Here is a 19,543-nt window from a genome sequence, read left to right as displayed (position 1 = left end):
GGGTCTGCAAGCGACACTGTCGTCGGGATTAGTCAGACGTCAGCCGGCCGCCTTACGCCGCGAAGGCCGCCCGGATTGGCTGCACCGTCTGGTCTGGGCGTTTGACCGGCAGGTCGAAGCTGACCACCGTGCCGAGGCCCGGCTCGCTTTCCATCGTCAGCTTGCCGTCGTGCATCTCGATCAGAGACTTAGTCAGGGCCAGGCCCAGGCCGGTCCCTTGCGTGGTCTTCGAATGCTGGCCCTCGACCTGTTCGAACGGGCGGGCCAGGCGGACCAGATCCTCGGGCGCGATGCCGATGCCGGTGTCGGCGCAGGCGACACGGATGCGGTCTTCGCCCGCCGGGCCTGCGAACCGGTTCAGCGACACGACGATGGACCCGCCGTCGGGCGTGAACTTCACGGCGTTGGAGATCAGGTTCAGCAGCACCTGTTTGACCCCGCGATAGTCGGCCTCGATGTCGGGCAGGTCGCCGCCCTCGACGGCGATCTTCAGCCCCGCCTCCTGAACCTTGCCGCGCATCAGGCGCACGGCGTCCTCGCACACCTCGCGCAGCGACACCGGCTCATAGTGCAGGGTCATCTTGCCGGCCTCGATCTTTGCCATGTCCAGCACGTCGTTGATCAGGCTGAGCAGGTGCTGGCCCGACTTCAGGATGTCGCCGGCATAGCCCTTGTACTTCTCGTTCAGCGGCCCGAACAGCTCGCTGGCCATGATCTCCGAGAAGCCGTTGATGGCGTTCAGCGGCGTGCGCAACTCGTGGCTCATGTTCGCCAGGAACTCGGACTTGGCCTGGTTGGCGGCCTCGGCGCGGGTCATGGCGACCTCGTATTTGCGCGCCAGCAGCGCCAGCGTCTCACGGCTGGCTTCCAGCTGGTCGACGGTGGCGCGCAGGTCGTCGGCGGCGCGTCGGCGCTCGGCCTCCTGGCGTTTGATGGCGGTGATGTCGGCGGCGGTGACGACCGAACCGCCCTCGGAGGTGAAGCGCTCTGACAACTGCAGCCAGCGCCCGTCGTGCAGTTCGACCTCGCGCAGACCCGCGCGCCCGCCGGCGGGACGGTGCTCGGCCTTGATCGCCAGGGCCGCGATCCGGTTCAACTCGTCCTTCAGGGCGCCGCGCCGGACCACCCCGTGCTCGAAGCCGAAGGCGTCCTCGAACGCCTGGTTCCACAGGATCAGCCGCCCCTGGCGGTCGAACAGGACGAAGGCGTCGGAAATGCTCTCAACCCCGTCACGCAGCCGGCTCTCGGCGGCCTGGGCCGCAGCCTTGGCGCGGCGGGCCTCGGTGATGTCCAGCGCGACGCCCAGAATGGCCGAAAAGCCCGCATCGCCACGCGGTCCGCGCGCCTGGCCCCGCGCGTCGATCCAACGCGCCCGCCCGTCGGCGCCCGGCACGGGGAAGGTGATCTCGAAGGCGCCGTATGCCGCCGCCTGGCGCAGGGCGTGGCGGAAATCTTCCTGGAATCGCGGATGGACGCGGGCGATCACGGCCTCGGCCGAACTGACGCCGCCGCGCTCGAAACCCAGCAGCACGGCCATGAAGTCGGACAGGGAGACCTCGTCCTTCTTCAGATCCCACTCCCAAACGCCGCAACGCGCAGCCTCGACCGCGATGCGGAACCGCTTCTCGGTGGCGACCCGCTCGCGGTGCTGACGGGTCCGGCGAAAACCGTAGAAGACGAACAGGCCGACGACGCCCAGCCCCAGCATGAGCGGCACGGTCACCAGCCACAGGTCGTCCAGGAACGACGAGGTCGCCCCCTTGGACAGTGTCAACACATAGGGCCCGTCCGGCGTCGTGCGCGCAGCGGTCACGATCCGACCCTCGCCGTCTATGGTCACATTGCGCGGCGTCGCCTGGCCGGCCAGGGCGACGGCGTCCACGTCGATCAACGCCCGGATCGGCTGGCCGATTTCGGCGGCGCGTTTGGAGGCCAGGACCACCCCGCCCGCCGACACGATCCGCGCCTCGCCCGACGCCGGCAGCGGCGGGTCCATCCGCGCCTCCAGCCTCAGGCCGTTGAGGTTGGCGCTGGCCGCCGCGACAGCGCCTTCGCCCTCGGCCGCCTGAACGGTCTCGCCGGGGCCGATCAGCGAGAACGCGACCTGGGGCGCGACGCGACGTGCGGCCTCGATCACGTCGATCGGCGCACGACCTGCGCGGATTTCGGCCTGGCCGGCGGCGAGGCCGGCGTTTGCGGACTGGATCAGGACGGCGGTCTGGCTGGCGACCAGTTGCGCGTTCAGCGTCAGGTTCTCGGCTTCCAGCCGGCTGACATCTCGCGTCGGCCGCGTGATTTCGCGTGACGCCAGAAGCACATAGCCGGTCGCGACCAAGGCCAAAGCCAGCACGGAAATCCGCAGCCAGGCGGGCGCGCCGGGGGCGCGGTCGGAGGCGCGCCGCCCCGACCGATGTTCCCGCCGCTCCTCGTCGCGCAAGCCCGTCCCCTCCGGCAAATCTGCTGTGGGGGGAATCTAGGCTGCGTCGCGGATTCCTGTCGAGGCTCGGCGCGCGCTTTTAACGGTATTTTAAGCCGCTGCGACCGGCGACAGCAGGCGATCCGGCGCCGGCTCCAGCACCCGCGTCACGCCTTGCAGCGTATCGCGCGCCTGACGGGCCAGGGTCAGGACAGCGGGCGGGGCGTCGTCGGGCGCCTCCGACACCATGTCCACCAGGGCCTGTGCGATCTGCATCAACTGGGGCGCGGCGGCGATCAACCGGGCCTGAAGCTCGATCTGCTGCGGGTCACGGTCGTATTCGGCGCCCGGCACGCGCCAGCCGCCCCAGTCCGCGCGGTCGGTCACCACCACGGGATAGGTGCCGGGATGCGGGTGGTGCAGGCAGTCCTCGGGCAGTTGCCACTTGTTGCGCGCCCGCAGCAGCCGCCACTCGCCGACGCCCTCGTCCGCCGACGGATCGTCCGTCGCCAGCATCAGTTCGTTGGCGGTGAACTCGCGCCCCAGGCCGACGTCGTAGGTGACGCGCACGGGTTCCTCGAAGCCCTTGGCCCATACGGGCTGGACCTGTTCGACGAAGGCCCAGGCGCCGACACATTCGACCCAGACCTTCTGACCCTTCTGGAACTGCGCGCGCGCCATGCCATTCTCCGAGATTCGAAGAACAGCATGAACGACGATCCTTGACGCCCGGTGTCGGGGCGCGGTTACGCAGGTCTTAACGCGAGATGCTTTCCAGCGTCTCTCCGGCGTATTTTTCCTTCACCCGCGTCGACAGATCGCCCAGCGAAACCACGCCGACGACACGACCGTGCTTGTCGACCACCGGCGCGCGGCGGATCTGCTTGGCGCCCATCAGGTCCAGCACGACCTTCAGGTCGTCGGTGTCCAGCACCGTCTGCGGATCGCGGGTGATGAACTCGACCACCGCCGCGCTGGAGGCCGCGCCGGTCGCCAGCGCGCGCACGACGATGTCGCGATCGGTGATCGTGCCGATCAGCTGATCGCCGTCCGCGACGGGCACGAAGCCGAAGCCGCCCTTGGCCATGCGGTTGGACACGTCCTGGATGGTGTCGGCGGGACGGGCCAGGTGCACGTCCTTGGTCATCACGTCGCGGATCTTCATGGCGGGTTTCCTTGAGCTGAAGCGTTGCGCTGGAAACCCGCCGCGAGCGTGGCGGTTCCGATCAGGGCGTCCGTTGGGCCGGCAGGCCCTCGGCTGCCCGGACCAGCTGAACGAACTCGGCCCGGTCGCCATAGGGATCCTCGCCCCTGGCCCCCTGCGCCTGGTCGACGATCCGGTTCCAGCCATAGTCGGCCGCCATCCACGGATCGCCCCGCAGCTTCTGGCCGAAGCCGGCGACCGCGATGGCCCAGCGCGTGGCCTCGGGCGGCTGGGCGCTGACCGCGCCGGCCGCACGGTTGGTCAGCGGCTGCTGGATCAGTTCGGACCGGCTCTGGCCCGGCTGTTTGTAGCGCACCTGGACGAAGCCGATCTCGCCGTTCGGATCGCCGCCGCCCACGCCGATGCGATTGTCGGGGTAGCGGCGCTCGGGAACCTGGGTCGGGCCGCCGACGGGGGTGATTTCGTACAGGGCCGTGACGCTGGCGCCCGATCCGACCTCGCCGGCATCGATGCGGTCGTTGGCGAAATCCTCCTCATTCAACAGCCGGGTCTCGTATCCGATCAGCCGCCATTCGGCCACGCTCGCGGGGTTGAACTCGACCTGGATCTTGACGTCGTCGGCGATGGGGAAGGCGCCCTTGTCGAAGGCCGGGCCGAACAGCCGGCGCGCATCACGCAAATCCCCGACATAGGCCGCCACCCCATTGCCCGCCTGGGCGATGGTCTGCATCCGCGCGTCCTGATAGTTGCCGCGCCCAAAGCCATAGACCGACAGATAGATGCCGGTCCCGCGCTTGTCGGCGACATAGTCCTCCAGCCGCTTGTCGTCGGTGACGCCGACGTTGAAGTCGCCGTCGGTGAACATCAGGATGCGGTTGACCTTGTCGCGGGCGAAGCTGGCCTGGGCCTGGTCATAGGCGTTGGTCATGCCGGTCGCCCCGGCGGTGCCGCCCGAGGCGCGCAAACTGGCCACCGCACAGCGCATCTTCAGCTTCTCGTCGCCGCGCGTCGGCTGCAACGTCGTGCCGGCGCCCTCGGCGTAATAGGTGACGGCCAGAGTGTCCTGCGGCCTCAACCGGTCGATGGCCAGGTTCATCGCCTTCTTGGCCAGGTCCAGCTTGTCCGCCGACCGCATCGACCCCGAGACATCGACCAGGAAGGTCAGGTTCAGCGGCCGTTGCTCCCCCGCCGGCAGCTCATAACCTTGCAGTCCGATGTGAACGATTTGCCGGCCCGGACCCCAAGGAGAGGCCGCCACAGCCGTGGTGATCGCGAACGGCCGGCTCTGTGACGTCGGCCGGGCGTAGCCATAGTCGAAGGCGTTGATCAGTTCCTCCACCCGCACGGCGTCCCTCGGAGGGGCGCGCCCCTCGTCGATAAAGCGCCGAACATTCGAATAGGCGGCGGTGTCCACGTCGATGGAGAAGGTCGAGACCGGCTGATCGCTGGTCCGCTTCACCGGATTGGGCGTCGCATCGGGATAGCGTTCGGTGTCGGCGGGCGCAGGGGCGACCCCGCCCGGCATGATCCGCGATCCGGTGACGACGAGTTCACTCACCGAGCCTGACGCGGCGGACGAACCCTGGATGAGGGCCGGCCGCATCGGCGCTGGCGGGGCCGACGGAGGGGGAGGAGGGGGAGGTGGCGGAGGCGGCGCGCCGTATTGGATGCGGTCTTCCTTCCGGGTCGGCGTGATGTTCACGGGCGGCGTCGGCGGGCTGACCCGCCGCACCGGAGGCGCAGCGACCGGCGCAGGCTGGCCCAGGTCGAAGCCCAGCGGCCCACAGGCCGCCTGTGTCGCCTCGCCGTCCAAAGGCTTGGCCAGGGCGATGGACGGCAGGGCTGCCGGCGGCGCGGCGATCAACAGGCTCAACACCGACAAGGCGGCGATCCGGGCGAGACGTGACATGGCTTCCTCCGGTTGTTTTCTTGACGCCAGTCGCGGGTCGTCCTGGGGCGAAACTGTGGCGTCCGGATCGCTCGTCGCACGGTGATCTTCGACCGTGTCTTCGGCGCCATCTCGCAATCGCGCGCGACGCCCCCCAAAATAGGGGCCAAGCTTGAGGGGGAATGTGATGGCCGAGGCGGCGACAGGACTGGATCTGGGTGCGGCGGCCGCCTTGCTGGCGGCGGGCGTGCTCGCCGTGCCGGTGTTCAAGCGGATCGGCCTTGGGTCGGTGCTGGGCTATCTGGCGGCGGGCCTCGCCATCGGTCCCTTCGGCCTAAAGCTGTTTCGCGAACCCGAGACCATCCTGCATGTCGCCGAGTTCGGTGTGGTCATCTTCCTGTTCATCATCGGGCTGGAGATGCGGCCCAAACGCCTGTGGGGGCTGAGGAAGGAAATCTTCGGCCTGGGCGCAGCGCAGGTGCTGTTCTGCGGCCTGATCCTGACCCTGACGGCAATGCTGGCGGGCTTTTCGGCGCCGGTCGCCTTCGTCGGGGCCATGGGCTTCGTCCTGTCGTCCACCGCCGTCATCATGCAGATGCTGGAGGAGCGGGGCGAGATCGCCGGCGGGCCTGGCCAGCGGGCGGTGTCCATCCTGCTGCTGGAAGACCTAGCCATCGTGCCGTTGCTGGCCATCGTCGCCGTCCTCGCCACCGTGCTGGGCGTGGCGAACGAACAGGCGCCGCCCCTGTGGCAGACCATCGGTTTCGCAGTCGCGGCGGTCGGCGGCGTTCTGCTGGCCGGCAAATATCTGGTCGATCCCATCTTCCGCCTGCTGGCTCGTTATGGTGGGCGCGAGGTGATGACTGCCGCCGCCCTGCTGGTCGTGGTCGGCGCGGCCTGGGCCATGTCGCTGGGCGGTCTGTCGATGGCCATGGGCGCCTTCCTGGCCGGCGTCCTGCTGTCGGAATCGACCTTCCGCCACCAGCTGGAATCGGACGTGGAGCCGTTCCGCGCCATCCTGCTGGGCCTGTTCTTCCTCAGCGTCGGCATGTCGCTGGACCTGTCGGTCGTGATCACCGACTGGCGCATCGTGGTCGGCGGCGTGATCGCCTTCATGGTGGTCAAGGCGCTGGGCATCTACGGCGTCGCCCGCCTGTTCAAGGCTTCGCATCATGAGGCGGTCGAGCGCGCGGCCCTTTTCGCGCAAGGGGGCGAGTTCGCCTTCGTCCTGTATGGCGCGGCCGTCGCGGCGGGTCTGTTCGATGCCCAGGTCGGCGCCATGCTCTCGGCCATCGTCATCCTGTCGATGGCTCTGACGCCGTTGACCAGCCTGCTGACCGAGCGGCTTCTGCCCAAGCCGGTGGTGTCGGCCGAGGACGCGGACGGCGTGGACTTCGCCAAGGACCTGCGCGGCCAGGTGCTGATCATCGGCTTCGGCCGCTTCGCCCAGGTCGTGTCCCAGCCGCTGCTGGCGCGCGACGTGGACGTGTCCATCATCGAGAACGACGTGGAGATGATCCAGGCCGCCTCCAAGTTCGGGTTCAAGGTCTATTACGGCGACGGCGCCCAGCTCGCCACGCTGCGGGCGTCCGGCGCCGAGGAGGCCGAGATCGTCCTGGTCTGCGTGGACAAGCCAGAGGCCGCCGACCGCATCGTCGAACTGGTCAAGTCCGAGTTCCCGACGACCAAGATCATGGTCCGCGCCTTCGACCGGGGCCATTCGATGCGCCTGATCCAGGCCGGGGTCGATTACCAGATCCGCGAGACTTTCGAATCGGCGCTGAAGTTCGGAGAGCGCGCCCTGGTCGAACTGGGGCTGGACGAAAGCCAGGCGGCCGAGACCATCGGCGACGTGCGCCGTCGCGACGAGGCGCGTCTGGATCTGCAACTGACGGGCGGGATCAGCGCGGGCCGCCAGCTGATGCGCGGCAATATGCCGACGCCGCAGCCCGCGCCTTACATCAAGCCCAAGCGCGAAGGCCGTCTGCTGAACGAAGACGAGGCGGGCCCGGCGGCGCCGAATATCAGGCGCGAACCCGCCGACGTCTGAGGCGGGTGGAGGCGGGCGTAGCGATGCGCTAGAGCGAGGCCTTCCCGTCTTTCCGAGGTCGCCTCATGAAACGTCTCGCCATCGCCGCCCTCGCCCTGGTCGCGGTCGCCGCGCCGGCCGTCACCGTCACCGCCTGGGGCAATACCGGCCACCGCCTGATCGGCGTGGCGGCGATGCGGGCCCTGCCTGACGATCTGCCGGCCTTCCTGCGCACCCCGGCGGCCATCGCCGACGTGGGCGAGCTGGCGCGCGAGCCCGACCGCTGGAAGGGCGCCGGCCAGCCTCACGACCGCGAACGCGACACCGCCCACTTCGTCGATCTGGACGACCAGGGCCGGGTAATGGACCAGCGCGGCATGGCCTTGGCCGATCTGCCGCGCCTGAAATCCGAATATGACGCCGCCCTGACCAAGGCCGGTCTGGACGTCAACGACGCCGGCTATCTGCCCTACGCCATGATCGACGGTTGGCAGCAGCTGGGCCGCGACTTCGCCTATTGGCGCGTACTGAACGCCGCCGAGAAGCGCGAGACGAATATGGAGCGCCAGGCCTGGTACCGCGCCGACCGCATCCGCCGCGAGGCCCTGATCCTGCGCGACATCGGCGTGATGGGCCACTATGTCGGCGACGGCTCCCAGCCGCATCACACCAGCATTCACTACAACGGCTGGGGCGACTTCCCGAACCCCGAAGGCTTCACCAACTCGCGTCAGACCCACGCCCTGTTCGAGGGCGAGTTCACCAACCGCGTCGCCCGACTGGACGCGGTCGAGGCCGCCATGTCGGCCGCCAATCTGGACGGCTTCGACGCCAAGGCGCGCACCGTCTCCTATCTGACCACAACCCTGGGCACGGTGATCCCCTTCTATCGGCTGGAGAAGGCGGGCGGTTTCCGCGACGCCGATCCGCGTGGCGCGGCCTTCGTCAACGAACGTCTGGCGGCGGGCGCCGGCGAACTGCGCGACTTCATCGTCACCGCCTGGACCGCCTCGGGCAGCGCCTCCATCGGCTGGCCCGCCGTCAAGGTCGCCGAGGTCGAGGCCGGAACCGCCGACCCCTGGATCGCCATGGTGGGCGAGGACTAAGACCCCATACTTTCGTCATCCTCCGGGCCGCGAAGCGGAACCGGGGGACCCAGCGGCGCGCGTGAGCGCGACCCTGTCGCGGAGGGGGATGTCTCGGCATCGTGCGACGGACGTATCGCCTTCGGCGCCGCTGGGTCCCCCGATCTCGCTCCGCTCGTCGGAGGATGACGAAAGAAGAGGGGTGCTTTCCGCGCGTGGGCTGAGGCGTTAAGCAGCGCCCATGTCCGACCTCACCCCCCCCGCCGTCATCCTCGACAAGTCGCAGATGGCCGAGAACATCGGCGCCGTGGCGCGGGTGATGGCCAATTTCGGCCTGACGGACCTGCGCCTGGTCACGCCCCGCGACGGCTGGCCCCAGGAGCGGGCCTGGGCCATGGCCTCGGGCGCCGACTGGGTGCTGGAGGGTGTGCGGGTGTTCGACAGCGTGGCGGACGCCGTCGCCGACCTGAACACCGTCTTCGCCACCACCGCCCGCCCGCGCGAGACGCGCCAGCCGGTCCGCACCCCGCGCGAGGCCGGCCGCATCCTCTATGACGACACCGCCTCGGGCCTGAAGACCGGCCTGCTGTTCGGCGGCGAGCGCGCGGGGCTTGAGACGACCGACATCGCCCTGTGCGCCGGCATCGTCACCATCCCCATCGATCCCCGGCACCATTCGCTTAACCTGGCCCAGGCCGTGGCGATCAACGCCTATGAGTGGCGCACCCTGATCCTGGACGCCCCGCCGCCGCGCTTCCGCGATAGTGAACCGCCGGCGTCCAACGAGCTTCTGGTCGGGATGTACGAGCATCTGGAGGAAGAGCTTGAAAACGGCGGCTTCTTCTATCCGCCCGAGAAGAAGCGTTCTATGAGCCAGAACCTGCGCGTCATGCTGGGACGCGCCGCCTTCTCCGAACAGGAGGTCGCCACCATGCGCGGGGCCATCCACGCCCTGTCGCGCGGCCGCGGCCGGGTGCTGGCCAAGCTGGCGGCCGAGCGGGCGGCCAAGGCCTCCTCAAGTAGCGAGCCGCCGCGCGGCGAGCGGTAGGAGGCGAGGATGAAAGCCTTGCTTATCTATCCGTTGGCGGCGCTGGCGGAGATCGGCGGCTGTTTCGCCTTCTGGGCCTGGCTGAAGCTGGATCGCTCGCCGCTGTGGCTGGCGCCGGGCGTCATCTGCCTGATCGCCTTCGCCTGGCTGCTGACCCTGGTCCCCAGCGACGCGGCGGGCCGGGCCTTCGCGGCCTATGGCGGCGTCTATATCTGCGCCTCATTGGTCTGGATGGCGCTGGTCGAGAAGACGACGCCGGATCGCTGGGACGTGCTGGGCGGCCTGGTCTGCCTGGTCGGCGCGGGGATCATTCTGTTCGGCCCGAGGGCCGCTTAACCCGCCCCCAGCAGGTCCGACCAGCGCCAGCTGCCCTTGCCCAACGCCAGCTGCGCGCCACCCGCCCGGTCTTCCAGCTTCAGCACCGCCAGGCCCGTCATCCGCTGGTTCTTGCACTCGGCCGGGGCGAAGGCGACCTCCAGGGCGATGGCCTGGCGCACGCCGGCCAGGCCTTTGCCCGACTGGTTGCGGCTCTGCAGCCAGTCGCCGTTCCAGACCAGGATGGCGCGTCCATTGGCGTCCATGTCCCGGGAGGCGTCGATGACGGCGCGGCGCACGGCGGTGTCGTCGCGCACAGCGTCCTGGACCCAGCGCACCATGTCGCACGATCCGCCGCCCGACCCGGAGCCTGAGCCGGTTCCGCCCGACCCGCCGCCGCCGCCCACGCCCGTTCCACCCCCGCCGCCCGGCCCGGCGCCCACCGTCATGGCGCCGGCGATCTGGGCCGCGCCCAGCAAGGGCAGGGGCGGTCCCGGCGGCGCGGGCGCGGCGGGCAGGGGTTCGACGTCGGGCGGGCGTTTGGTCACGACCAGTCGCGGTCGAGCCGCCGCCACCGCGGGCGGGCGACGCTGGGGGGCGGGCCTGGGCGGCGCGGCCGACTGGGCCGCGGCGGCCGGCGCATCCGGCTTGGGCGAGGGATCGGGGGCGATGACGCGAGCCGGCGGCGGGGGAGGAGGCGGCGGTTCGACCAGTTCGACCATCATCAGCGGCGGCTCGGACACGACCGGCTCCGGCTCCGCGCGCGCGGTCATCAGCAGGGCCAGCCCGGCATGAGCGACCAGAATCGGCATCGCCGCCAGCGTCCAGCGTCGTGCCCGGCGCGGTGCCCGTCCGGCGCTCAATCGCCTATCCGTGATGACAGTTGAACACCGCGCCGCATGGTCATCAGAGCAGAACGCCTGTAAAAAACATCAGGCCCTGTTGAAAACATTCGGTCGCGTCAGGAAAGTGGCGCTGAGCCGAATACAACCGGACGGCGTTTCAGATCAGCGATAGATCAGCCTGCCCGCCTTTCGGCCTGAACCGTCGGCGGCGCAACGGTTGATCTCGCCGCCGGGTTCCATGTCGGCGCAAGAATAACGCGAAATACCCCATCTTTTTATGGTCAAGCTGACATGATCCTGCCCAAAGCACGTCATTACTCCGCCTTGTGCCCTACGCCATTTTCATCTTGCGCAAAAACGGGTGTGGCGCTCCCGGCAAGAAGGAGACAGAACTTGAGCAGATCGAAACTCAGGACGGCGGTCGTCGGCGGCGCCCTCATCGCCCTCGGCTTTGCGGCCAGCGGCTGCGCCAGCCATCGTTTCGTGCGTGATCAGGTGGAAGTCGTCGATACCCGCGTGACCGGCGTCGAAGGCACGGCGGGTCAGGCGCTCCAGCGCGCCAACGACGCGCACAAACTGGCCGAGGGCAAGTTCCTCTATCAGGTCGTGCTGTCGGACGATTCCGTGAAATTCCCCACCGACGCGGCGGCCCTGTCGCCCGAAGCCGAGCAACGCCTGGCCCAGTTCGCCCAGCGCCTGGCTGGCGAAAACAAGAACGTCTATCTGGAAATCCAGGGCTATACCGACGCGACCGGCACGCCCCAGCACAATGACGAGCTGGGCGAGCAGCGCGCCGAGGCCGTGCGTCGCTTCCTGAACCGTCAGGGCGTCGCCCTGAACCGCATGGCGACCATCTCCTATGGTCAGGAACAGCCGGTGGCGTCGAACGACACGCCCGAAGGCCGTTCGCAGAACCGCCGCGTGACCATCGTCGTCCTGGCCTAACCGCCTCGACTTCGAAAGACCCGAACGGCGGCCGCTTCGCAGCGGTCGCCGTTTTCGTATTTACAGGCTGTCGAAGAAGCCCGGCACGGCCTGCGTCGCCGGCCCATAGACGCCCTCATCAAACAGGCGCGCCCCTTGCGTCGGCTCCAGATTGATCTCCACCGTCCGCGCCCCGGCATACCGCGCCGTCTGGACGAAGCCCGCCGCCGGATAGACCGCCCCCGACGTGCCGATCGAGACGAACAGGTCGCAGGCCTCCAGCGCCCGCTCGATCCGCTCCATCTCCAGCGGCATCTCCCCGAACCAGACGATATGCGGCCGCATGAGGCCCTGCGGATGATGCGGCGAGGCCTGATCCGCCGCCATGTCCGCCGTCCAGTCCATCACCACGTCCGACCGGGTGCAGCGCGCCTTCAACAACTCGCCATGCATATGGATCAGTTCGAACCCTGCGGCCGGTTTGGTCGCGGCATGCGCCCGATCATGCAGGTCATCGACGTTCTGCGTCACCAGCAGGAACTTCCCCTCCCACCGCGCCGCCAGATCCGCCAACGCCCGATGCGCCGCATTGGGCGCCACATCGGCCAACTGCCGCCGCCGCTGATTGTAGAAGTCCTGAACCAGGGCCGGGTCGGCCGCATACCCCTCCGGCGTCGCCACATCCTGAACCCGATGCCCACACCACAGCCCATCGTCGGCCCGAAACGTCGGCACGCCGCTCTCGGCCGAAATGCCGGCGCCCGTCAGGACGACGAGGTTGCGATGGGTCATGACCCTGATTAGCGCGTCTCGCCTGCTTGGTCAGCCTACGTCCGCCTGTGACGTAGATGCAGCCTATGGCTGGTCATATCGAAGGGTGTCTGCGAACCAGTCTCAAAAATCTGCACGAAAGTGCACTCAAAAAAATTCAGCAGCCTTCATCGGCGGACGGGCTGGCCTTCACGGCGTCGCTCGTGAGAAACAGGCGCAAACCAAGGAGCCCTCGCCATGAAAACCCGCGCTGCCGTCGCCTTCGAGGCCAAACGTCCGTTGGAGATCGTCGAGGTCGATCTGGAGGGGCCGCGCGCCGGCGAGGTGTTGATCGAGATCAAGGCCACCGGCATCTGCCACACCGACGCCTATACGCTGGACGGCCTGGACAGTGAGGGCATCTTCCCGAGCATCCTGGGCCATGAGGGCGCGGGCGTGGTGGTCGAGGTCGGACCGGGCGTGACCTCGGTTGCGGTCGGGGACCATGTCATCCCGCTGTACACGCCGGAATGCCGCCAGTGTAAGTCGTGCCTGTCGCGCAAGACCAACCTGTGCACCTCGATCCGCTCGACCCAGGGCAAGGGCGTCATGCCCGACGGCACGTCGCGCTTCAGCTACAAGGGCCAGGCCATCGCCCACTATATGGGTTGCTCGACCTTCTCGAACTTCACCGTCCTGCCCGAGATCGCGGTGGCCAAGATCCGCAAGGACGCGCCGTTCGACAAGGCCTGCTACGTCGGCTGCGGCGTGACGACGGGCGTCGGCGCGGTGGTCAACACGGCCAAGGTCGAGCCGGGCGCCAATGCCGTGGTCTTTGGTTTGGGCGGCATCGGCCTGAACGTCATTCAGGGGCTGAAGATGGTGGGCGCCGACATGATCGTCGGGGTGGACATCAATGGCGACAAGGAAGAATGGGGCCGCCGCTTCGGCATGACCCATTTCGTCAATCCCAAGGACGTGCCGGACGTCGTGGCCCATCTGGTCCAACTGACCGACGGCGGCGCGGACTACACCTTCGACTGCACCGGCAACACGGTCGTCATGCGCCAGGCGCTTGAGGCCTGCCATCGCGGCTGGGGCGAGAGCGTCGTCATCGGCGTCGCCGAATCCGGCAAGGAGATCGCCACCCGCCCGTTCCAGCTGGTCACGGGGCGGGTGTGGCGGGGAAGCGCCTTCGGCGGTGCGCGCGGCCGCACCGACACGCCCAAGATCGTCGACTGGTACATGGACGGCAAAATCGAGATCGACCCGATGATCACCCACACCTTCGGCCTGGAAGACATCAACAAGGCCTTCGACCTGATGCACGAGGGCAAGAGCATCCGGTCGGTTGTGGTGTTTTGATCGACTTGCGCGTCACACGGTTCGTTGTTTAAAGAAACGGACTGGAAATCGGGAGGTTTGACCATGTTCACACACGTCACCGTCGGCGCCAACGACATCGAGGCGTCGCGCAAATTCTATGATGCGGCGCTCGGCGCCCTGGGCGTCGAGCCGGGGCAGGGGCCGGATCCCAAGGGCCGTTACTGGTGGCGCACCCTGCGCGGCGCCTTTGCGGTTGGCGCGCCGATCGACGGCGATCCGGCCTGCCACGCCAACGGCGGCACGATCGGCTTCGCCGCCAAGACGCCCGAGATGGTCCAGGCCTTCCACGACGCCGGTGTCGCAGCCGGCGGTCGCGCCATCGAGGATCCGCCCGGCGAGCGTCAGGGCCCGTTCGGCCCGATGATCCTGGCCTATCTGCGCGATCCGTCGGGCAACAAGATCGTCGCGATGCACCGGGTGGGGTGAGGCACTTGGCGCGATGATAGCATTGCGCTATCATCGCTTCATGGCTCAGGTTCTCGTTCGCGATCTGGATGACGGCATCGTCGCTCGCCTCAAGGTGATGGCGAAGGCTGAGAACATGTCCCTGGAGCAGAAGTTCAGGGATATGGCCGCTCGCGAGGCCATGGACGTCGAGGCTCGCTTTGAAAACGCCTCCCGACGATCCCGCGAGCAGACTCGCGGCTCGTCGCTCGACTCCACCGCTCTGATCCGCGAAGACCGTGATCGGTGAGCGCGGTCTTCGACGCCAGCGTCGTCGTCAAATGGTTCGTCGATGATCCGTTGGCGGATGCGGCGATGGAGGCGCGTCGGACCCATGGTCCGGCGGTCGCGCCTGACCTGATGCTGATCGAGGTGGCGAATGTCTTTCGCCGCTATGTCGTGCGTGACGAGTTGCAGTCGTCGTCGGCGACAGAGAACCTGTCCATCATCCCGCAGGTGGTCGATCTGGTGGATCACCGGGGGCTGATCTCCGAAGCCTTCACCCTGGCTTGCGACCTGAACCATTCGATGACCGACTGCCTGTATGCCGTGATGGCGCGGCGGCGGGGTATCCCGCTCGTTACAGCCGACCTCAAGCTGGCCCGGAAGTTGGGCAAGGTCGAGGGAATGGATGTTCGCCTGTTGAGTTCGTCGGAAACCGTCGCATGACCTTCGAGACCACCAAGACCCACATCGTCCACGGCGGCACCCTCCGCTATCTGAAGCACGACAGCACAGCCACCGGCACGCCCATGACCCTGTCGGTCTTCACGCCGGGCGGGGAGGGGCCCTTTCCGGTCCTGATCTGGCTGTCGGGCCTGACCTGCACCGAGGACAATTTCACCACCAAGGCCGGGGCCTACCGGGCCGCCGCCGAGCACGGCGTCATCGTCGTCGCCCCCGACACCAGCCCGCGCGGGGAAGGCGTGGCGGACGATCCCGCCTATGACCTGGGCCAGGGTGCGGGCTTCTATCTGGATGCGACCCAAGCCCCTTGGGCGTCGCACTTCCGCATGGAATCCTATGTCACCGACGAACTGATCGCCTTGATCGACGCCGAATTCCCGACCACGGGCGTCCGCGCCATCAGCGGCCATTCGATGGGGGGGCACGGCGCCTTGACGCTTGCGCTGAACCACCCCGACCTGTTTCGATCCGTCTCCGCCTTCGCCCCCATCTGCTCGCCGACCCAATGCGCCTGGGGCGAAAAGGCCTTCACCGCCTATCTGGGCGACGACCGTACGACCTGGGACTGCCACGACGCCACCAAACTGATCACGGCCGGCGCCGCACGCGGGGTCTATGACGACATCCTGATCGACCAGGGCGACTCCGACAGCTTCCTGACCGACCAGCTGAAACCCGAACTGCTGCAAGCCGCCGCCGACGCCGCCGGCCAGAAGGTCACGATCCGTATGCAGCCCGGCTACGACCACTCCTACTTCTTCATGACCAGCTTCATCGCCGACCATGTCGCCTTCCACGCCGAGCGGTTGAAGGCGTGACCGACTGTCGCTGATCGCCCGGCGGTGATAGAGGGGCGCCATGAGCGCTCCCGATCCCTACGAACCGATGTTTTCCGCCCTGTGCCGCGAGGTGGGCTATTGCCTGCACGCCAAGGGCCAGAAGAAGGTGATCGAGGCCCTGCCCAAGGGGCTGGACGCTGCCGTGCGCGCCGTCTTCGCCGCCGAAGGCGTGGACGAGCCCAATGCGCCGGGCGACGTGAAGCGCGCCGTGCGCGAATGCCTGAAGGCGAACTTGCCAGCTTGACCGTTCCGGGCCGATAAGTCGGAACGAATCCGGGTCTTGTCGCTTGGGTTTTACGAACGGGCGCCTATGTGCTGCCTATCAAGATCTGTCGGAAAAGGAGCTCTCCCATGGCCTTCACCCTGCCCCCGCTGCCCTACGCCTATGACGCGCTGGAGCCGGCCATCGACAAGGAGACGATGACCTTCCACCACGACAAGCACCACCAGACCTATGTCGACAACCTGAACAAGGCCGTCGACGCCGACGCCGGTCTGCAGGGCAAGTCGCTGGAAGAAATCTTCACCAGCATCTCGACCGCGCCCAAGGCCGTCCGCAACAACGGCGGCGGTCACTGGAACCACAGCCTGTTCTGGGAACTGCTGGCCCCGGTGGATCAAGCCGGCGAACCCTCGGCTGAACTCGCCGCCGCCATCGACGCCGATCTCGGCGGCATGGACAAGTTCAAGGAAGACTTCAACGCCGCCGGCGCAGCGCAATTCGGTTCCGGCTGGGCCTGGCTGATCGTGCAGAACGGCAAGCTGAAGATCACTTCGACCCCCAACCAGGACAATCCGCTGATGGACGTCGTTGACGAGCGCGGCGAAGTCATCCTGGGCGCCGACGTCTGGGAACACGCCTATTATCTGAAATATCAGAACCGCCGCGCCGACTATCTGAAGTCGTTCTGGTCGGTCGTGAACTGGAACAAGGTCAACGAACTGTACGCCGCCGCCAAGTAAGTCGCTTTCGGATCGAGACATGACGACGCCCGCCGGAACCTCCGGCGGGCGTTTTCGATTCTGCTCTGGCACACGGAGATTGAAGCGATGCGGATCATGATGACGGGGGCCGCTCTGGCCTGCCTGACCCTGGCGGCTTGCCAGCAGCCGGCGAACGAGCAGAAGTCCGGCGACCACGCTCCGCCCACGCCCCAGCAGACGGTCGCCGCACCGGCGGAAAAGCCGGTCTATCGCTTCAAGATCGGCGCGCTGGACGCCATCGCCCTGTTCGACGGCCAGAACCCCGTGCCGAATGACAACAAGGTGTTCGGCGTCGGCCTGAACCCTCAGGCGGTCGCCGCGCCCCTGACCGCCGCCGGCCAGCCGGCCGATCCGATCATGCTGGAAATCCACCCGCTGCTGGTCAGGAACGGCGACCGGACGATGCTGTTCGACACCGGCCTGGGCGAGGGCAAGGGTCAACTGATGGACAGCCTGCAAAAGGCGGGCGTCGATCCGGCCTCGATCACCGACGTGCTGATCTCGCACGGCCACCCCGACCATGTGGGCGGCCTGATCCGCAGCGGCGGCCTGGCCTTCCCCAATGCGACGATCCGGATGTCGCAGGCGGAGTGGGCGTCGATGCGCGCCAATCCCGAACTGTCCGATCTGGTGCGGATCATCACGCCCAAGGTCCAGGCCTTCGCGCCGGGTGGAGAGGTCGCGCCGGGCGTCACGGCCCAGGACACGGCGGGCCATACGCCCGGCCACGTCGCCTATCTGATCGCCGACGGCCAGAACCAGCTGCTCTTCACCGGCGACCTGATGCACCACTGGATCCTGTCGGTGGAACATCCTGACTGGAACGTCGGCTATGACGACGATCAGGCGGCGGGCGAGAAGGCGCGGCTGGACCAGGTGACGGCGCTGCGCAACTCGGGCGCCCACATCTACGCCTATCACTTCCCTTTCCCGGGCCTGGGCAAGATCGCCACGCGCGAGGGGCGAGCGATGTTCATCTCGGAGGCCCAGTCGGCCAAGTAGGGCGGCTAAATAGAGATCAGACCCTCAGGTCCACGCCCTGCCGAACGCGCTCGTTCATGCGTTCGGCATGGTGCTGCCTGACCGCGCGGCGCTGGCGCAGCATCTCATGGATGCCGTCGGCGAGGTCCAGCAGTTGATGATCGGTCAGGGGTTCGACCAGATCGACCAGTTGTTTTTTCAGGGTTTCCACCGCCTGATCGGACAGGCCGGTCTGAAAGCTTTTGGATTCAGTCTGCATTCCACTCCTCCTTGTCCTCGTGCAGTGTTCGGTTGCATCGAATGAAGGGTGGAACCGGTCGATCGTTCCATTCCATCGTGCTTAACGGCCCGTCCGGCTTGACTCCGTCGGCCCCTCTGGCCATAAGCGCCGCCTTCCATGCCTCTGGTTCGCCAGGGGCGGGATTGATGACGGAAGATGCGTGGACCGCCGTTGAGATCGCATTCCCAATCGAGGGGGTGCCGGGCCGTATCGTTGAAAAGAGAATAGAATGTCCAAGCGCCACAGCGCCAAATACAAGATCGACCGCGCCATGGGTGAGAACCTGTGGGGCCGCGCCAAGTCGCCGGTCAACAAGCGTTCTTACGGTCCCGGCCAGCACGGTCAGCGTCGCAAGTCCAAGGTTTCGGACTTCGGTCTGCAACTGAAGGCCAAGCAGAAGCTGAAGGGCTACTACGGCAACATCACCGAGAAGCAGTTCGCCAAGACCTACGACGAAGCCACGCGTCGCAAGGGCAACACCTCGGAAAACCTGATCGGCCTGCTGGAATCGCGTCTGGACGCCATCGTCTACCGCGCCAAGTTCGTCCCGACCGTCTGGGCCGCCCGTCAGTTCGTCAACCACGGCCACGTCCTGGTCAACGGCAAGAAGGTCGACATCGCCTCCTACCGCGTGAAGCCGGACGACGTCGTCACGGTGAAGGAAAAGTCGCGCAGCATGGCTCTGGTGATCGAAGCCCAGACGTCGTCGGAACGCGACGTGCCGGATTACCTGGAACTGTCGGATCGCTCGTTCTCGGTCCGCTACGTCCGCGTCCCGGAACTGTCGGACGTGCCGTACGCCGTGAAGATGGAACCGAACCTGGTCGTCGAATACTACGCTTCGTAAGCAAGGCTTACGAAGCTCTCTTTGAGGGGCTATCGCCCTTCGGGCTGCTTGAGCCCGTCGATAGTCCCTTTGAAGGTTTCAGTTTGAAGGGCCTCGGATTCGTCCGGGGCCTTTCGTTTTTACCCTGTTCCCTCCACGGGCGAACAGGCGCATTCTCGGCCCGTTCAGGCTTTGAGAGACAGGGGAGGTCGTCGGTGCGCGACTCCATCATCGGACGCTTGGGTTTGATCGCCGCCGGGGCAGCGAGCCTTGCCGCCTGCGCGACCGCCAGCGAGCCGACCGTCTCGACCCAGGGCATGCCCGGCGCGCTGGAGCCGATCCACGCCGCCGCCTTCACCAAGAACGAGGCCGTCTTCTGGGTCAGCTCAAACGGCTGCACCGCCAAGGAAGACCTGATCCCCATCGTCAGCCTGCAGGGCGGCGCCGCCGTCATCACCCTGCGTCGCATCGACGAGGACAAGTGCCGTCAGGATCTGGTCGAGGGCGTCGAGCTGAAATGGTCGTTCGAGGAACTGGGCCTGCCGCCCGGCTCGCCCATCAGCGTCAACAACCCCTATCAGCTGCCGCGCTCCTGATCCGTCCGGATAGGGATTGGTTAAGCCTGTTCGGGCGCGTCTGATTAAATTCTCT

General features: G+C 67.2%; 22 protein-coding genes. 15 read left to right on the top strand and 7 right to left on the bottom strand.

Annotated features, from left to right (window positions below; genetic code table 11):
• Positions 1 to 52 precede the first annotated feature (52 nt).
• The 4 genes from AC3ISA_RS02710 to AC3ISA_RS02695 form a co-directional block, all read right to left on the bottom strand.
• The gene (locus tag AC3ISA_RS02710; RefSeq protein WP_489179230.1) at positions 53 to 2,437 is read right to left on the bottom strand and encodes a sensor histidine kinase; all 2,385 of its coding nucleotides are present in this window, start codon (positions 2,435 to 2,437) and stop codon (positions 53 to 55) included.
• A 90-nt stretch (positions 2,438 to 2,527) separates the two neighbouring features.
• Positions 2,528 to 3,097 (bottom strand): hypothetical protein, encoded by a 570-nt coding sequence (locus AC3ISA_RS02705; protein WP_372693066.1) that lies wholly within the window; start codon positions 3,095 to 3,097, stop codon positions 2,528 to 2,530.
• A gap of 76 nt (positions 3,098 to 3,173) precedes the next feature.
• Positions 3,174 to 3,581 (bottom strand): CBS domain-containing protein, encoded by a 408-nt coding sequence (locus AC3ISA_RS02700; RefSeq protein ID WP_489179229.1) that lies wholly within the window; start codon positions 3,579 to 3,581, stop codon positions 3,174 to 3,176.
• Between the two features lie 61 nt (positions 3,582 to 3,642).
• Positions 3,643 to 5,490 carry a vWA domain-containing protein gene (locus AC3ISA_RS02695; RefSeq protein WP_489179228.1) on the bottom strand — a complete coding sequence of 616 codons (1,848 nt, stop codon included), beginning with the start codon at positions 5,488 to 5,490 and terminating at the stop codon, positions 3,643 to 3,645.
• Between the two features lie 166 nt (positions 5,491 to 5,656).
• On the opposite strand from AC3ISA_RS02695, the gene AC3ISA_RS02690 reads away from it, so the two are divergent.
• The 4 genes from AC3ISA_RS02690 to AC3ISA_RS02675 all read left to right on the top strand — a co-directional run bounded on the left by AC3ISA_RS02690 (position 5,657) and on the right by AC3ISA_RS02675 (position 9,967).
• Entirely contained in the window at positions 5,657 to 7,519 is a 1,863-nt protein-coding gene (locus AC3ISA_RS02690) for a monovalent cation:proton antiporter-2 (CPA2) family protein (RefSeq protein WP_489179227.1), read from the top strand.
• A 65-nt stretch (positions 7,520 to 7,584) separates the two neighbouring features.
• Positions 7,585 to 8,604 (top strand): phospholipase C/P1 nuclease family protein, encoded by a 1,020-nt coding sequence (locus AC3ISA_RS02685; RefSeq protein ID WP_489179226.1) that lies wholly within the window; start codon positions 7,585 to 7,587, stop codon positions 8,602 to 8,604.
• Between the two features lie 220 nt (positions 8,605 to 8,824).
• Positions 8,825 to 9,631: an RNA methyltransferase gene (locus AC3ISA_RS02680; RefSeq protein WP_489179225.1), complete on the top strand. Its 807-nt coding sequence runs from the start codon at positions 8,825 to 8,827 to the stop codon at positions 9,629 to 9,631.
• A gap of 9 nt (positions 9,632 to 9,640) precedes the next feature.
• The gene (locus AC3ISA_RS02675; protein ID WP_489179224.1) at positions 9,641 to 9,967 is read left to right on the top strand and encodes a YnfA family protein; all 327 of its coding nucleotides are present in this window, start codon (positions 9,641 to 9,643) and stop codon (positions 9,965 to 9,967) included.
• Here AC3ISA_RS02675 and AC3ISA_RS02670 read toward each other — a convergent pair.
• Positions 9,964 to 10,758 (bottom strand): hypothetical protein, encoded by a 795-nt coding sequence (locus tag AC3ISA_RS02670; RefSeq protein WP_489179223.1) that lies wholly within the window; start codon positions 10,756 to 10,758, stop codon positions 9,964 to 9,966. The genes AC3ISA_RS02675 and AC3ISA_RS02670 overlap by 4 nt on opposite strands.
• A 426-nt stretch (positions 10,759 to 11,184) precedes the next feature.
• Between AC3ISA_RS02670 and AC3ISA_RS02665 the strand changes: the two genes are divergently transcribed.
• Positions 11,185 to 11,736 carry an OmpA family protein gene (locus AC3ISA_RS02665; RefSeq protein WP_159849344.1) on the top strand — a complete coding sequence of 184 codons (552 nt, stop codon included), beginning with the start codon at positions 11,185 to 11,187 and terminating at the stop codon, positions 11,734 to 11,736.
• 60 nt (positions 11,737 to 11,796) lie between these two features.
• On the opposite strand, the gene AC3ISA_RS02660 is transcribed toward AC3ISA_RS02665, so the two are convergent.
• Positions 11,797 to 12,507: an NAD-dependent deacylase gene (locus tag AC3ISA_RS02660; RefSeq protein ID WP_489179222.1), complete on the bottom strand. Its 711-nt coding sequence runs from the start codon at positions 12,505 to 12,507 to the stop codon at positions 11,797 to 11,799.
• Between the two features lie 216 nt (positions 12,508 to 12,723).
• Between AC3ISA_RS02660 and AC3ISA_RS02655 the strand changes: the two genes are divergently transcribed.
• From AC3ISA_RS02655 to AC3ISA_RS02620, 8 genes are all read left to right on the top strand, one after another.
• Positions 12,724 to 13,830 (top strand): S-(hydroxymethyl)glutathione dehydrogenase/class III alcohol dehydrogenase, encoded by a 1,107-nt coding sequence (locus AC3ISA_RS02655; protein ID WP_489179221.1) that lies wholly within the window; start codon positions 12,724 to 12,726, stop codon positions 13,828 to 13,830.
• 63 nt (positions 13,831 to 13,893) lie between these two features.
• Positions 13,894 to 14,277 carry a VOC family protein gene (locus AC3ISA_RS02650; protein WP_489179220.1) on the top strand — a complete coding sequence of 128 codons (384 nt, stop codon included), beginning with the start codon at positions 13,894 to 13,896 and terminating at the stop codon, positions 14,275 to 14,277.
• A 40-nt stretch (positions 14,278 to 14,317) separates the two neighbouring features.
• Positions 14,318 to 14,545, top strand: a complete 228-nt coding sequence (locus tag AC3ISA_RS02645) for a FitA-like ribbon-helix-helix domain-containing protein (RefSeq protein ID WP_489179219.1) — start codon at positions 14,318 to 14,320, stop codon at positions 14,543 to 14,545.
• Positions 14,542 to 14,964, top strand: a complete 423-nt coding sequence (locus tag AC3ISA_RS02640; protein ID WP_372693052.1) for a type II toxin-antitoxin system VapC family toxin — start codon at positions 14,542 to 14,544, stop codon at positions 14,962 to 14,964. Before AC3ISA_RS02645 ends, AC3ISA_RS02640 begins: the two co-directional genes overlap by 4 nt.
• Positions 14,961 to 15,800, top strand: a complete 840-nt coding sequence (fghA, locus tag AC3ISA_RS02635; RefSeq protein ID WP_489179218.1) for an S-formylglutathione hydrolase — start codon at positions 14,961 to 14,963, stop codon at positions 15,798 to 15,800. The genes AC3ISA_RS02640 and fghA overlap by 4 nt, the downstream gene beginning before the upstream one ends.
• A 40-nt stretch (positions 15,801 to 15,840) precedes the next feature.
• On the top strand, positions 15,841 to 16,065 hold the full coding sequence (locus AC3ISA_RS02630; RefSeq protein ID WP_346494789.1) for a hypothetical protein: 225 nt from the start codon (positions 15,841 to 15,843) through the stop codon (positions 16,063 to 16,065).
• A gap of 107 nt (positions 16,066 to 16,172) precedes the next feature.
• Complete coding sequence (locus AC3ISA_RS02625) at positions 16,173 to 16,784, top strand: superoxide dismutase (RefSeq protein WP_428154158.1); 612 nt, start codon at positions 16,173 to 16,175, stop codon at positions 16,782 to 16,784.
• 87 nt (positions 16,785 to 16,871) lie between these two features.
• Complete coding sequence (locus AC3ISA_RS02620) at positions 16,872 to 17,807, top strand: MBL fold metallo-hydrolase (RefSeq protein ID WP_489179217.1); 936 nt, start codon at positions 16,872 to 16,874, stop codon at positions 17,805 to 17,807.
• A gap of 16 nt (positions 17,808 to 17,823) precedes the next feature.
• Here AC3ISA_RS02620 and AC3ISA_RS02615 read toward each other — a convergent pair whose 3' ends face one another.
• Complete coding sequence (locus tag AC3ISA_RS02615; protein ID WP_159849368.1) at positions 17,824 to 18,045, bottom strand: hypothetical protein; 222 nt, start codon at positions 18,043 to 18,045, stop codon at positions 17,824 to 17,826.
• Between the two features lie 250 nt (positions 18,046 to 18,295).
• On the opposite strand from AC3ISA_RS02615, the gene rpsD reads away from it, so the two are divergent.
• Positions 18,296 to 18,913 (top strand): 30S ribosomal protein S4, encoded by a 618-nt coding sequence (gene rpsD, locus AC3ISA_RS02610; RefSeq protein WP_428154164.1) that lies wholly within the window; start codon positions 18,296 to 18,298, stop codon positions 18,911 to 18,913.
• A gap of 194 nt (positions 18,914 to 19,107) precedes the next feature.
• Positions 19,108 to 19,488 (top strand): hypothetical protein, encoded by a 381-nt coding sequence (locus AC3ISA_RS02605; protein WP_489179216.1) that lies wholly within the window; start codon positions 19,108 to 19,110, stop codon positions 19,486 to 19,488.
• Positions 19,489 to 19,543 lie beyond the last annotated feature (55 nt).

This window comes from Brevundimonas sp. KH_058 (assembly GCF_057838505.1).
Note: the sequence above shows the minus strand (reverse complement) of the source record. Positions and strands in the feature narration are given on the sequence as shown.

Coding starts and splice junctions, on each gene's coding strand:
- AC3ISA_RS02705 (WP_372693066.1), bottom strand. CDS start 3,097: ATGGCGCGCGCGCAGTTCCAGAAGGGTCAGAAGGTCTGGGTCGAATGT.
- AC3ISA_RS02700 (WP_489179229.1), bottom strand. CDS start 3,581: ATGAAGATCCGCGACGTGATGACCAAGGACGTGCACCTGGCCCGTCCC.
- AC3ISA_RS02695 (WP_489179228.1), bottom strand. CDS start 5,490: ATGTCACGTCTCGCCCGGATCGCCGCCTTGTCGGTGTTGAGCCTGTTG.
- AC3ISA_RS02690 (WP_489179227.1), top strand. CDS start 5,657: ATGGCCGAGGCGGCGACAGGACTGGATCTGGGTGCGGCGGCCGCCTTG.
- AC3ISA_RS02685 (WP_489179226.1), top strand. CDS start 7,585: ATGAAACGTCTCGCCATCGCCGCCCTCGCCCTGGTCGCGGTCGCCGCG.
- AC3ISA_RS02680 (WP_489179225.1), top strand. CDS start 8,825: ATGTCCGACCTCACCCCCCCCGCCGTCATCCTCGACAAGTCGCAGATG.
- AC3ISA_RS02675 (WP_489179224.1), top strand. CDS start 9,641: ATGAAAGCCTTGCTTATCTATCCGTTGGCGGCGCTGGCGGAGATCGGC.
- AC3ISA_RS02670 (WP_489179223.1), bottom strand. CDS start 10,758: ATGCCGATTCTGGTCGCTCATGCCGGGCTGGCCCTGCTGATGACCGCG.
- AC3ISA_RS02660 (WP_489179222.1), bottom strand. CDS start 12,507: ATGACCCATCGCAACCTCGTCGTCCTGACGGGCGCCGGCATTTCGGCC.
- AC3ISA_RS02655 (WP_489179221.1), top strand. CDS start 12,724: ATGAAAACCCGCGCTGCCGTCGCCTTCGAGGCCAAACGTCCGTTGGAG.
- AC3ISA_RS02650 (WP_489179220.1), top strand. CDS start 13,894: ATGTTCACACACGTCACCGTCGGCGCCAACGACATCGAGGCGTCGCGC.
- AC3ISA_RS02645 (WP_489179219.1), top strand. CDS start 14,318: ATGGCTCAGGTTCTCGTTCGCGATCTGGATGACGGCATCGTCGCTCGC.
- fghA (WP_489179218.1), top strand. CDS start 14,961: ATGACCTTCGAGACCACCAAGACCCACATCGTCCACGGCGGCACCCTC.
- AC3ISA_RS02630 (WP_346494789.1), top strand. CDS start 15,841: ATGAGCGCTCCCGATCCCTACGAACCGATGTTTTCCGCCCTGTGCCGC.
- AC3ISA_RS02625 (WP_428154158.1), top strand. CDS start 16,173: ATGGCCTTCACCCTGCCCCCGCTGCCCTACGCCTATGACGCGCTGGAG.
- AC3ISA_RS02620 (WP_489179217.1), top strand. CDS start 16,872: ATGCGGATCATGATGACGGGGGCCGCTCTGGCCTGCCTGACCCTGGCG.
- AC3ISA_RS02615 (WP_159849368.1), bottom strand. CDS start 18,045: ATGCAGACTGAATCCAAAAGCTTTCAGACCGGCCTGTCCGATCAGGCG.
- rpsD (WP_428154164.1), top strand. CDS start 18,296: ATGTCCAAGCGCCACAGCGCCAAATACAAGATCGACCGCGCCATGGGT.